General features: G+C 40.9%; 12 protein-coding genes and 1 tRNA gene. 6 read left to right on the forward strand and 7 right to left on the reverse strand.

What is annotated here, in order from left to right; translation table 11 throughout:
- Positions 1–71: 71 nt before the first annotated feature.
- Together JUJ52_RS03175 and JUJ52_RS03180 are read left to right on the forward strand one after the other, a co-directional pair.
- Entirely contained in the window at positions 72–746 is a 675-nt protein-coding gene (locus tag JUJ52_RS03175; protein ID WP_228088736.1) for a phospholipase A2 family protein, read from the forward strand.
- A gap of 299 nt (positions 747–1045) precedes the next feature.
- The gene (locus JUJ52_RS03180) at positions 1046–1318 is read left to right on the forward strand and encodes a hypothetical protein (RefSeq protein ID WP_228088737.1); all 273 of its coding nucleotides are present in this window, start codon (positions 1046–1048) and stop codon (positions 1316–1318) included.
- Between the two features lie 275 nt (positions 1319–1593).
- On the opposite strand, the gene JUJ52_RS03185 is transcribed toward JUJ52_RS03180, so the two are convergent.
- Together JUJ52_RS03185 and JUJ52_RS03190 are read right to left on the reverse strand one after the other, a co-directional pair.
- On the reverse strand, positions 1594–1761 hold the full coding sequence (locus tag JUJ52_RS03185; protein WP_228088738.1) for a YvrJ family protein: 168 nt from the start codon (positions 1759–1761) through the stop codon (positions 1594–1596).
- 52 nt (positions 1762–1813) lie between these two features.
- Positions 1814–1885, reverse strand: a tRNA-Cys gene (locus tag JUJ52_RS03190).
- 126 nt (positions 1886–2011) lie between these two features.
- Here JUJ52_RS03190 and JUJ52_RS03195 point away from each other — a divergent pair.
- The 4 genes from JUJ52_RS03195 (at position 2012) to JUJ52_RS03210 (ending at position 3581) form a co-directional block, all read left to right on the forward strand.
- Positions 2012–2266: a glutaredoxin family protein gene (locus JUJ52_RS03195; RefSeq protein WP_228088739.1), complete on the forward strand. Its 255-nt coding sequence runs from the start codon at positions 2012–2014 to the stop codon at positions 2264–2266.
- 178 nt (positions 2267–2444) lie between these two features.
- Entirely contained in the window at positions 2445–3038 is a 594-nt protein-coding gene (locus JUJ52_RS03200) for a sigma factor-like helix-turn-helix DNA-binding protein (protein WP_228088740.1), read from the forward strand.
- The gene (locus JUJ52_RS03205; RefSeq protein WP_228088741.1) at positions 3039–3242 is read left to right on the forward strand and encodes a hypothetical protein; all 204 of its coding nucleotides are present in this window, start codon (positions 3039–3041) and stop codon (positions 3240–3242) included.
- 159 nt (positions 3243–3401) lie between these two features.
- Entirely contained in the window at positions 3402–3581 is a 180-nt protein-coding gene (locus tag JUJ52_RS03210; protein ID WP_228088742.1) for a hypothetical protein, read from the forward strand.
- Between the two features lie 182 nt (positions 3582–3763).
- Here JUJ52_RS03210 and JUJ52_RS03215 read toward each other — a convergent pair whose 3' ends face one another.
- The 5 genes from JUJ52_RS03215 to JUJ52_RS03235 form a co-directional block, all read right to left on the reverse strand.
- Positions 3764–4147: an HU family DNA-binding protein gene (locus tag JUJ52_RS03215; RefSeq protein ID WP_228088743.1), complete on the reverse strand. Its 384-nt coding sequence runs from the start codon at positions 4145–4147 to the stop codon at positions 3764–3766.
- 63 nt (positions 4148–4210) lie between these two features.
- Positions 4211–4759: a hypothetical protein gene (locus JUJ52_RS03220; RefSeq protein ID WP_228088744.1), complete on the reverse strand. Its 549-nt coding sequence runs from the start codon at positions 4757–4759 to the stop codon at positions 4211–4213.
- Between the two features lie 471 nt (positions 4760–5230).
- Positions 5231–10525 carry a hypothetical protein gene (locus JUJ52_RS03225; RefSeq protein WP_228088745.1) on the reverse strand — a complete coding sequence of 1765 codons (5295 nt, stop codon included), beginning with the start codon at positions 10523–10525 and terminating at the stop codon, positions 5231–5233.
- A 176-nt stretch (positions 10526–10701) separates the two neighbouring features.
- Positions 10702–11934, reverse strand: a complete 1233-nt coding sequence (locus JUJ52_RS03230; protein WP_228088787.1) for a TraM recognition domain-containing protein — start codon at positions 11932–11934, stop codon at positions 10702–10704.
- Between the two features lie 193 nt (positions 11935–12127).
- On the reverse strand, positions 12128–13336 hold the full coding sequence (locus JUJ52_RS03235; RefSeq protein ID WP_228088746.1) for a hypothetical protein: 1209 nt from the start codon (positions 13334–13336) through the stop codon (positions 12128–12130).
- Between the last annotated feature and the right edge of the window lie 240 nt (positions 13337–13576).

Genomic DNA, 13576 nt, shown 5'->3' on the forward strand with positions numbered 1-13576 from the left:
ATTTTAAAAAGGGATAGGGTATAACATGTCATTTACTATACAATAAACCTTCAGTTAGGGCGCTTGACTGGTTGCCACCTGGCGATCTTAAAGACCTTGAAAAATTATTAGATCAACAAGACCTTTCTTATTTAATGAATGATTCTATTTCAGAACAAAATGCTGTAGAATTTTCAAGTATCGGATCGGAAAAAGAGTTACATCATATAGCGCAAGTAATAAAGTTTAACCAGAATGTTAAACTAGAAATTATTAGCGGTAATGAATTCCCTTTCTTTGCAAGATTGTTTCATTTGCAAGAGAAAGATGGTAAGAATTCCATTCGACTTTTAGCAATTGATAATGGTGAAATCATTGTTAATAAAGAAGAACCAATTGAAGCCGGAATGCTAGATACTCAGAATTTATTCCAGTTGTTTAAAGAAACATTTTCAACTGATGAAATTTCTACTCAAGCATGGTATGACAATTTACCTTGTGTCGGGAATGGGTGTTGTGTCTTCAGTGAACCAGCTTGGACTGGAGGTCCACTAATTCCAATTCCTTATAACTGGTGTGGGGCAAACTGTGGAAGTGGAAGTCCTGCTAATTCATTAGATAGATGCTGTAGATCTCATGATTATTGTTACCAAAGTTTTTCCGGATATCCAGACCGTTGTAGTTGTGATCAGAATCTAATTGACTGTGTAGCAGCAGTAGGAAATGCAAGTTCACTAGCAATTCGCATTGCTTTTAGTATAAGTTAAAAACCAAAAAAATTATACACTCTCCTTTTCAGTTGGAATCAAAAACGAAAATCTGAATCCTTGAAAAGGAGAGTGTTTTTATGCTTGAAAGTGGGGTAACTATATTTAAAGTGAATTCCTAAAAGTAGGAGGATAATATCTAACTGTTAAATTCTATTCGATTATTACAAGAATGTTGTTTTTGTTTTTACAAACGTAAGTCCATTAAAATGAAATTGTTGTGTATAATTGATTTATTACATAAATATCTTAAATTGGAGAAAGACTTCAAAAATTATAACTAATAAGGAGTGATTTCTTTGCAAAAGAGATTTTTTTCTATATTATCGGTCTTTTTCTTTATAATGACAATTCTATTAATACTATACATTCCTAATCAGCGTGAGTGGGAGAATGCTCTTTTTGAATATATTTTGGAATTTCCGTTTATATTTGGTGGGCTGGGAATAGTAAGTGCTTTGCTAGGGGTTAAGGGTAGTACTAAAATTACTCTTATTTTATTAATTTCTATAGTGATGGTTTGGTATCTTTTCGTATACTTAATGGGTACAGTTGGATTTCAAGAACCATAAATGAGTGGGTAGACTAGATAATTTGTTCATTTTACTTAAGAAGAGAATCCCGACATTTTGGGATTCTCTATACATTTATTTTCTAGTCTGCATATCGCAATATTCTTTGAGAAGACATGATGAATGATTAGCATATTTAATAAGTTCATATATTAATTCTCGTTTCTTGTTCTGAGAGGTTCTTATCCTCTAAACAATTAGTGTAAAATGCTTGTGTTTCTCTGGCTTTACAGTAGCAAGACATTATATCTCCAATATTCATTTTGACCACCTTTTCAATTGTTTTTATTAATCGCTTTAATGACCTCTGATAACTGCAATATGACAGTTTCTAATTTATCTAGCTTACGCTCAAATCTTACGAATAGATAAACTGTAATAGCTATTGGAAATCCAAAATTCCCTATTAATGTTATCCATGTTGGAACAGATTCAGGTGTCATGTATAATTTCAACTCCCGTATTGTTTATTTAATCACTTTAGAAAATAACTTAAGGTGATACTCGGATTCGAACCGAGGATGAAGGTTTTGCAGACCTTTGCTTTTACCTCTTGGCTATATCACCAAATGAATGATTATATTATAAAAAGTGTCTAAAATGAGTAAATAAACAACCTCTATTTGAATTTTACTAAGATAGCTTATTTTTATTTCCGTTAATCTCTTTTATAAATAAAGGAGGGTATTATAAATGAACTATAGTATAACTATATGTTCAAGTGATTCTTGTAGGTTTTGTATCAAACTAAAAAAGTGGTTGGATGAAAGTGGTATTTCTTACATTAATAAAGATGTTAACGATAAAGATGTCCTAGAGGAATTTAATAATTATAATGTAAACGCCATTCCATTTACTATTATTTTTGACGAAAATAGCAGAAAAGAAGAAAAGATTACTGGATTCAACCCTGAAAAAATAATGAATATATTAGAAAATTTAATATAAAAATATTAATCATCTATTCGACTAGGGATAGGTGATTTTTTTACATAATTATGACATTTCATCAAATATCCAACATATTTTATAGAACGTTTGTTCTGTGTGGTTTATAATTAAAGAATTCCATTCACTTTAATACTTAAGGAAAAAGGAGGGAAATTTTTAAAAGGAGGGGTGAATAGTGGAAGTTGATAAAAAGAGCAAGAGAAAAATTGACGAATTTTTTAAAAGAAATAAAGAGAACTTAAAAAACCCGATTATTAAAAGTTTTTTATCTGATAGTAAAAACTACAAATTACTATTGAATTACTTGTTAAACACTACCGATAATAACAAGAAAGCCGTAGATAACGCTTTTCAATTACATTATATTAATGTGAAGAAAATAAAGTATATTAGTAACTTGATTTACTATTTTAGTGTTGATTTCGATAAAAAAAAGAGAAGAGACGTAAATAGAAATTTATTAGTTCTGGATAAAAGATTACCAAATGACACTACTTCGACTTATAAAGATCTTATAGAAGATAAGAGTCGAAATATCGTAAACGTTTTTGGTGCAAGTTTATTTGATCATATAGAAGATAAAAAACTCGTAAAAGCATTAAATTATTTAACCCAAAAACAATTGAAAATAGTAGAAATGATCTACCTCAAAAACCTTTCATTAAAGGAAATTGCTAAATTATTACAATCAACCCCTCAAAACATATCAAATCAACATAGAAAAGCGCTTAAAAAACTGTACAAAAACTATAATGGAGTTGAACAATAAATGGGTGTTAGACTAAATAAAGATTTATATTCAGATGTTTCTGAACTAATTGAAGATTTTAATTGGAAGATTAAACAAAGTTTAAATAATACATCTTATCAAGATAGAGAAGATTTAGAACAAGAAATAAAGCTAAAGATCATAGAAAAAATATATACAGTTGAATTCAATGATCCTCCAACTTTATGGGATTTTATATCTTAATGGGCACCTCCATGGATTATACAGCTGCAGCAAGAAAGATTCTTTGTTTTATATTATTGGAATTGTAATGGTGTTTGTTATTATAGGGGTATCGCCCTGGCAGTACCCCTTATAGGTTTATAAAAAAGTCCCATCTAAACCACGAAGGAGAAATTATATATGAGTTATATATTACAGCATGTAAGTAAATCCTATTGCCCGAATTGCAACAAGAAGGTGAAACTACTTTGTCCAAAAGATACGTTAGAAATTCGTAATTTACCTGCTTTTTATATTTGTTTTGATTGTAACCTTGTTGATGAAATAGGTGTTGGGGAAGTGAAGTACACTTCGGAGTAACCTCAAAAATCACACAAAAACACCCATCTAATCAGACGGGTGTTCCTTTTTTTATATCATGAAAACCGGGAGAACTGGGAATAAGAAAAAAGATGTGTGAGTGTAAGGATAACAAACTGGTGATCCTATATGAAAACCCGCTCACTCATAAAAAATAAGCGGGTATCATTTTTTACACCTGACTATTGTTTATTCTTCTTGGCCAACTCCTTGCGACGTTCGCGCAAACGTCTTGCATAAGCTGGACTAGTTCGAAACGCCATTGCCTCTCGCTCCGGGACTTCAAACTCTTCCTTGGTGAGCGGATTCCTACCAATACGTGAAGATCGTTTTGATAAGTAAAAACTTCCCTTGCCATGCAACTTTACTTCATTACCATTTTCAAGTTCTTCGCATAACGAATCCCACACAGCATTAAAGACAGTTTTGACGGTGTCTTTATGGACACCTGACCGTTTTGATGCTTTAACTTCGATGTAATCTTGATTGCGTACATACCCGCCATCTTCATTTACTAAATTTTGTTTTTTCTGCTCTTGTGTATTGTCTTTTTTACTTGAACTCATGTACGTCACACTCCTTTCAGACATCTACGTATAGATATCGGTTTCCACTCCCCCCGTATCGCCTCACAGTTCCGGTCCATCGTTTTCTATTTCATGATCGTGCTCATCGAACCCGTAATCGTCACCAGCTGTCATCTTCTGATGAGTATCACCGCGACCCCGGGCATAACGATCGTACTGTTTATCATATCTGTTTCCTTTGATGCCTTGAGCTGCCATTTCTTCTTGTCTGATCTGCTGATATGAGCGGCGGCGCGTATGAGTCTTTACCTCTGGCGCATGACCTGTATAGGATAGACCCGCAGCCTTCATCTCTCCATCTCGACTGTATTGCTTTAATCTATCACGCTGCATTGCATCTAGGTCTACTTCCGTAGGTTCCTTAAAGTGTGGATCGACCCCGTCATTCTCCTGTACCATACGATCGTAATCGGCGGAAATATCAACAGGTTCCCCTTCATATCTACTTTCATACGAGTCAAACATAGACGTATAAAAGGAAGGACGGGACGCTGTAAACGCGTCAAAATCACGTATAAGATCTTTCTCCCAATCGGGTGAAAGACTTTCACCACCAATTTCTTTCGTCGATTTTTTGTATGCATCGAGCATAATGTCCCGGAGTACGGCGTCGTCCGGGTTATCCGCAAGGATGATACCATGACTTCGAAACGAACACTGAATTTCTTCTTTGACGATTGCATCGGATTCAGGATCGCCGGAGTTTGTCCGGTAATACAAGGACTCGTAACTGTTTTTTATACGGCTTTCCGGTGGTAAATTTTTTACCTGGTCTTTTCGCATCATCTTCACCATAAGACACGTCACTCCTTTAGTATGAGATATATTAAGGGAGTAAACTATTATTCGTATGCCAAATGGGAAAGGCGAAACACCTTCCATTTAGTATATCACGAACAAATGCTTACATGCACAACATTTTGCTAACTTTTTTATTGCATATTTTTTTCTGTTGCGCCCCTTTATATATTTCTTTTATTCCCTTTTTTTACTAATATTCCCATTTGGTAGTTTAAAAAAAGAAGGTCGGTCTTACCGAACCAACCTTCTTTTCTGGTTGTATCAGAGAGCAATTCCTGTATCTTCTTCCACGGGAGTAAGAGGAGACGCCTCCTGCTCTAACCCTTTTTCAGATGGCTGTACTAGTTGTTCGACGACGCGTTGGGTATCTTTTTTTGCAAGTTTTGTCTGCTCTGTCGCTTCTCGCATCATGAACGGAGCGAATCGTTTGTTCTGCTCTCCTTCAAGAAGAGATTCTCCGTTCTTCGCTAAACGTTTCAGTTCTTCGTAACCACCACCATACGCAACACGGTCCATCGGGGAACTTTTAAGAGTCATTGCGTCTTTCAGTGGCACAATCTGACCGTTATGGGTCAGTGTTTCGGTCACAGCGTCGATGTGTTCTTCAGCAACATCAACTTTCATATCTTCTTCCATAATCTTTGTTAATTGTTTTTTAAACCCGTTCGGTGACAACCCTCTTTTCGGATTATACATATCTTTACCTCTGAAAGTTTTGTTCATATCATCCGTCAGGAGTTTGTTCACCGTTTTTGCATGTACAGGGTCATGCTTGATTTGTAATGTACCTTGCGTGAGCGGGTACATAGACTCTAACGCCGCCGTAATATTTTGATTCCGCATGACGGAAACCAACTTCTGACTGAACGCCCCGGCAAGCCCAGTATCATCTGATTTAACACCTGTTGCATACTGAATATCTCGTGCATCGTTCGCAGTCTTTTTGCCGTTATGATAATTCTTATATTCATCTAATTTTTTCGGACTACCTTTCGCACCGTTTTCGACCATTTGACCGAATGACTCGAATACCGCTTTATCATCCTTGAACGATACGAAGTCACCTCCAAACCCGTGCTCACGGAATAACTTGTGGCTATATTCGTTCAGATCCCGCTGAGATTGTTTCAGAAGTTTCGGATTTGTGCTTTTTGCATTCTTCTGAGCTTTCTCATACAATTTCTTCGGACTATCGTCCCCAAGCTTCTCGGCTTTCGCCTCAGCACTAGCTAGGTCCATACCAGTCTGATAATACAGCTCGTCCTTACCGGAACCTTTATCAATCATGTTCGCCCAGTGGGAGAATTTATTGACCAAATCACGGTTCGCAGCCTTGGAATCGAACTTCATGATTCCCATGGTATCACCATCGAAATCCATGTCGTGGGACTTATCGGCAATCGGATTAATCGCAATACCGTGAACCGAATCGTCTTTCTTGACCGTCATCGCACGGATTGCTCCATCCCGCCACACCGGGTCACGGAACGCCATCACGACGTCTCCTTCTTTAGCATCAAGCGCATCCATCATGTCTTGGTTCATTCCAGCCTGACCGATATCGAGCCTTGGGTCTACGACTGCTACCCCTGTTGCTGAATGATTCATGCGTTTACCCATAATTTTGTCACGAAGGAAGCTGTGTTTTCCGTTGTGACCTCCATCAAATTGACGATCAATGATGGTAGACTGAATCTTATCGAAATGATCCTGTGCTTTTGCCTGGGCCTTCTCTTTCGCTTCGTCTGTATCGGCCGCATGATAATCACCGATAGCTTCATAGATGTTAGCATAATGATTCGTGAAATCAGAACGCCTCATGGAACCATCTACCAGCTCCACGTTCTGACGAAGTGACGCAGATAGCACCGGAATACTGTCCGTTTTTTGGCCTGTTTTAAAGGTTATATCAAACGGTACATCCAGGAATCCGCCCTGGTCTTTGATTTGGTCTAAGAATGCACCGGAATCCGTTTCTGGATCAAAAGTAAAATGATGGCGATCTTCATCAGCATGAGGAGTGTATCCCTTCATGATCGTTCCATCTGCCTTCATATCCAAACCGGTTGCGATTAGATACTCACGGTACGTGCTCCACGCGGAATCGTTACGACCATAAATTTCATCGAGAATACCATTTGCCTCTTTGGATTGAAGCGCCCATGCCAACTGTCCGCTCGCTTTACGCCCTTTTCCTTCGAGAACATCTTCACGCGTATAGGCGTGTGTTTTGTCATCGACTTTCATGTCTGTCACAATAATGTTGAGCTGCCCCATTGCTGCTTCAAAGGTTTCGCCAGTATCTGGATCAACCAAATTAGCAATCTCCCCGTCCATAAGTTCTTTCACGACCCCTGCGTTATGGCGTGACAACATGGAATAAGGGGCACTCACCACATCAAGCTCAGGATTTGCTTTCATAAAACGGACTTCTTTATCAAGCCCCTGTTTTTTCGCTTCGTCTAAGTCCATGTGACGGTCAATTACGATTCCAATAGTTCCTTTGTTCCCACCGAAGTCGGACAATTTGTCGCCACGTTGTAACGGGCGGAAACAACCGTGTTCTTCTTTAAAGTTGTTTAACTGATATCGCAAACGCTCACGATCCTCACGACTATCACTCGTATAAAAATCCGAATAAATACTATATCCTTCTTCTAACACTTCTTGTGACCATAGCATTCCTGCATCTTTTGCAAATTGTTGCCCTTGTTCCAGTGACATCAATCCTGCATCCTGCTGGCTAAATATACGATCCAACATTTCCATCGATTCCTCATTCGGCTTATGACCGAAAACCTTGTTACGTTCTGCAAATTCCTTCGAAATAGCATAGCTGTCATCAAATGTCCAACCACCGAACGACATAAGCGCTGTATTGACGTTTTCATCTACTTTCAAAGCCGTCATGAGCTGATTCGCAGCCATCTGGTTACGATCCCACGCATTAAACGACTTCTTATCGAAGTATGGGAGTTTTTGAAGCGCCGTCTTATCCGGTGTATACGTGCCGTCCTTTTGCAAAATGCCTTTTGAAGGGGTTACACTTCCATCTTCATTGACCTCAGCACCATCCGTCAGATACCAGATAAGTCCTTGCGTCTTACCAGTTCCAGTCATTGTTGTGTCGGCGTAATTCTCGATGTCCTTATTCAACACCCGCATGTTCGTCTCACCCGCTACTTTCCAATAACTGAATGCAGACGTATCATCCTCGTTGCCGTATTCACGGTTCGCCGCTGTCTCAGCACGTGTTGTCGCGTAATCCGAGAACTGGTTATCAAAGCGCACACGATTGGATAACGTTTGTAAAATGGCACTTTTCGTATCATGATTTAATTGGTTCGTTTCCATAAAGTCTAGTTCGATACGCTTCCCGTATACATCACCGTGATACAAACCGTTAATACCACTTGCATCAAGCACCGTCGGTACTGTCCCAATAGAATTATCAAACGGGCGAGTCATCTGGTGCGTCACTTTCGCACGCAGCTGCTCGTTCAGGTGCTGTTCGAATCCTTTCACGCGGAAACGGTCCATACGGTTGTCATAATCACCTTCAAAAGAGAAATAACCGGTATATCCAGGAACAATACCGTAATTGTTTCCACCTTGGAACTTCGTCGCGATAATCCCGTTTTCATCTGGCACCATTACCTGACCGATTTCCCCATTTACTTTTTGCCACATCTGATCTTTTTTCTTAGATCCTGTTCGTCGTTTCGCTTCCCAACGAATAACTCCATTTTCGTCAATACTTACATCTGGGTCAGAACCAAATCCATCTTCACCAACGAAACCACCAGATTTAAGCGTGTCTTGCACGGTCGTAAGCGCCTGCTTCAGCATCGGGTGATCAATTTCATCGATAGATTTAGCTGACTCCGGATCGAACTTAATCAAGCGTTCTTTCATGGCGTTCACCGCAAAATCATTTCCTTTGATTTTGTCTAAATCATAATTAACGGTTTTTAGAGCGGTCATCATGGCATCTCGTTCGTTTCCACGACCAGTCTGTTGCATGTGGTCGATAACGAATGCCGGATTAAACCCTTTTTCGTAATCTCCTACAATGGAATCTTTCACCAATGTTAGATACTCCAACCCACCGTCCTGACTATGGACGGCCATTTGGGCAGCTCTTTCCTGTGCTTCTCGAATCACTTCATCGTTGGAGTATAACTGTTCTAATTCAGCTTGGAATTCCGGACCGGTAATCAGCACGTCTTCGTTGTCAAGCCCCGCATCAAGTAAGGCTTGTAGTTCTTCGGTCTTAAATTCGTCATTCACGACCGCTATCGCATCCTCAATCGCCGTATCGATATATTCCTTTGCCTCGGCTTCCCCATAGAAGACCAAGGAACGGTAACGACCTTTAATCGGTTGTACCTGTAACGACTTTTGACGGGCTACGCCATCCAATTGAACACGGCTCGAATCACGGCTGACAGATTTAACCACTTTCCCTGTCTTGTGTCCTGTGACGTAATCGAGCAACGCTATAGAATCACTGGCTTCAAATTTTGTATTTTCCTTTACGGATTTCGAACCCATTACGTTGAAGTAGTATGCATTGTATGCATCATACACACGTCCGATATAACTACCATTAGCTTCTGGATCGAAGACGCGAACGTTAATATTCTCCCCTGCGTTCATACGTACTTCAATCTGATTCGGATTGCCGTTCTCACGAACATTAAAGTCGTATCCGTTCGAACGCATATGCTTGAGCAACTCCATACTGTTCTCTGCAAGCTCCGAATCAAATAACTGGTTTGTATCGATGTTTTTCGCTACAAGCTCCGCATCAGCTTTTGTTAGGTAAGCCCCTATTATATGAGAAAGCCCTCTATACTCGCGACCCTCAAATTGCCCACCATGCCAGCCGAGAAGCGGTTCGCCCGGAACATAATCCGGCTCTTCTGGCTCCGGCTTATTCTGTGAGGTCTGTGCGCTTCCTTGGATTTTATTGACCGCACCTGGACTAGATATACCTGCTTTGTTGAACCCTTCCCGTTCCTTTTCTCCAGCTACTGTTACCTGATAGGTAAAATCTGCATTGTTGCGGTCGTAAAAGGTCGCAGCATCTCCCGGGCTCAATTCCCGCGCCGATTTACCTCTATGGATAAAGAACGCTTTTCGCATCGGCTCTTTCGCCGCATTCAAGATATTGCTCCGGATGACCGGGTCAGTAACGGTATGCAGATAATTCCCATCCTGCGCATGTTTATCGTAATCTTCACGGCATTTCGCCCACATACTCTTGACTCCTTCATCCAGCGTTGGATAGTCATCCAACGATCCGAAGGAAGTCGCTCCAGTCGAGCGCAATAGTCGAACGAAATCGCTCGGTCTTGCTTTCATGTGCGTAAAATCCATCGACTTCCCATCACGCTCCCACTTATCGCGGAATTCCTGCATGAGGGCAGGTGTTACGGTAATACCCTGCTTTTTCAAATCAGGCATAGTTTGGGCGAGCATGACCATCGTGGCATACTCAGCAATGTCCCGATATCGGGTGTCAGTTGTTTGCTTATCAAAAGTTCCTAACATGTTCCAAAACCCCTTTCATTCTGCTCTGCACACAGTAATTTTGGAAAAATTTGTATACCTAATTATATCATAGGAAAAAGAGGCCGAAGCCTCTTTGGGGGTGGGGTTTGTTAAACATTCATACAGTTTCTTGAAACAATGGAACAAGAAAATACTTGCATATTCGATTTTTTATGTTAACTCTGCATTTTCAACTGATACGCCCGTTTCGCACACTGCTCAAAACGTCCTCCGGCTAAATCCTGCCAAGATTCAAGGTCCGCGAGGTACTTGATGAATTCATCCGTTACTTCATAGAAGACCTCGTCCACATCGCCTTCCCCGTACACGCGCCTCTCGGTGTCTGTCTCAGCATTCTCCAGCGATTCGATATCCTCCCGATCGGCACCCTTACTTGTACGAACGTACATCGCACCGGTATCGCTCATCAGCTCTCCGTCATCATTTACACGGAATCCCGGAGCGTCTTCGAAGTATTTCTGTGACTCGGCATACGCTTCGGCAAGTACCTTATCGAGCTGACGATTCACTTGACCACCTATAGAAACCAAGTCTTCCCGGCTGATTTGACCGCCGGCGTAACGTTTTTGTTGATGCATTTCCTGCTGGTTTTGCGCTTTCGCCGCTTCCTGCACCAACTCGGTGTTTTCGATGGCAGCATCCAAGATATTACCGAATTCGTCCATATCCGGAACATCTTCCATGGCCTCAACATGTACCTCCCCAGCTTGACGGTGCTTGATGTTATACAACTGCGAATTGATTGCATGCATGATGTCATCGGCAACAACGTTCTGATCAAGGCGGATAAGATCCGTCTCTGTGAGTCCATATGCTTCCAAATACGCTTTTTTCATGACATCGGCTGCTCTCGCTTGTTCCAGACGTTGTTCCAACATGTGGAAGAAGTCCGGCTGATTCTTTCTAACGTCAAAATCCTTGGCGCTTGAATTTGTCGGTATCGTCTGCAGACTGAATTTCTTACCAGGAAGACTGATTTGATTCTGAAATAATCGCCAACTCATCGGATATGCCGTTTCATTACGGTTCCAGATCGGGCTTACTCCTGCTTTAATTACAATGGAATTACGAGCTTCAATGAACATGAAATCATTGAATTGTATAACCGGACGTTCTTTTGTCGCCATCGTGTAGCTGATTTTCCCTTCGTTCTTGGCAAGAAGCCGTTCATTGTCACGCGTGACGGTCTTCTGATCCACACGCGCTTCATGCGTCGTTCCGCTCATCTTCACAAGCGTATCAATCATCGAGTCGTCCGTGGATTTTAAGAAAACGATGTTCTCCGTGTTCCCCTGGATAATTTTATCTACTGAGTCCCCATACACATCACGTAATTGCTGGAGAGTTTGCAGGATTAAAGATAGCGATAGGTAAGGGTTTGATGTAATCGTCGCCTTTTCCCCCGCTCCACACCGTGCATGCGATTTTCACCGCACACGGCGTTCCACCGAGCCGTAAGAAGCACTCGGCTTGTGACCATCACTCCTGCGACCATTACAACCGCGATCATCGCTGCGATCACTACTTTTCAATATCGATACGACTGCTTATTATTCTTCGTCAGTCTACGAAATACAGGTACTAAATAATAGAATGAAATTGTTTATCTAATTCTGACGCAATCGCCTTATACGTTTGGTGCGAGTAATGTATTTCAATTAACGGTAGATTTATCGCTTCGGCATGTTCTCGCTTTAATTGATCGTGCTGTCGTTGTATTTTAAGTTTTTCCTCACCACCGAAGTATTCCACCGGTTTAAAGTGTTGTTCCCCCTGATATTCAATCAAACATAGCGGCGAACCATCTTTATACACCATAAAATCATAAGATAAAGAGCGACCACCAACACCAACCAGACCATCAAATATTTTTTGTTTGGTGTACGTAAGGTCACTAGCATCCAGATAACGCGCGACATACGTTTCCGATTTTGACTCAAACGGAAAGGCGCAACCGCAGGATTGACTGATCCCCGATTTTAGCATGTTTCCCGCCACGATATTTTCAGTACCGCAAGCGCAGTGGCATTTCCACATCGTCGCCCTGCCACCACCGGGATAAAAGCGATCGGGAACACGCTCCAGCACTGTCCATGAACCATACTTGTTACCTGTTAAATCTTCATATACAACTTTTTCTTTATGCTGCTCCTTCCGGTAACAACCACACGATATGCTTTTTCCTCGAACCAGTGACTGTTCCGTCACCTCCCGGACTTCACCACACTCGCATTCACAGACCCATCGCTTCAAACGACGACCGCTCGGCACCACTTGCTCCGAACCTACTCCAAGCACTAACCATCGACCAAACGTTTGACCTTCAAGATTACGCACTTTGCTTAGTACGTCCGTTTTCAGACAACCGCATGATTTGGATTCACCTGATTTCAACGTCCCCGCGCGTATATCTCTTTCCGTACCACACTCACAACGGCAATGCCACATCGTGGCTTTTCGTCCCGATGGTTCTGTGATACTTTCCGCATGGTATAATACCGTCCAGCGATTAAACGTCTGTCCTGTTAAATCCTCAAACGTGAAGTTTGCCTTCACACGTTCTTTCCTAAAACATCCACAGGATGCCGTTCTACCGTTTTTAAGACTTGTCGCTCTCACAATACACTTTGCTCCACATTCACATTCACACGAATACTGCACGTGAGCTGTACCGCTTTTTGTAACATAATCACTGGTTCGATACAAAACCGACAACCTGTTAAATGTGCGCCCTGATAAATCTTCGTATTTGCGTGTTCGTTTGTTTGGTTTAAATACAGGTATTGTCATATCGTTAAACCTCCCAACCCTTGTAGTAAAATCTAAACGCTACACGCTCAGTCATTTTCACTCTATTATTTAGTTGTCAAAGAACAAATGTGTATTTCGCTCAATATCTTTCCCAGTTCCACCATATCTATCTGTACATAGCTGCCCTTAGACCTTTGCTCTGATCCCATTTGCAATAGAAGCGCCTGTAACGCAACGAGGGGTTTCATAAGTCCAATTTTTACTCACCCTCTGCAAATT

The organism is Virgibacillus sp. AGTR (genome assembly GCF_016919725.2).
In the GTDB taxonomy this organism is placed as follows: domain Bacteria; phylum Bacillota; class Bacilli; order Bacillales; family Amphibacillaceae; genus Virgibacillus; species Virgibacillus salarius.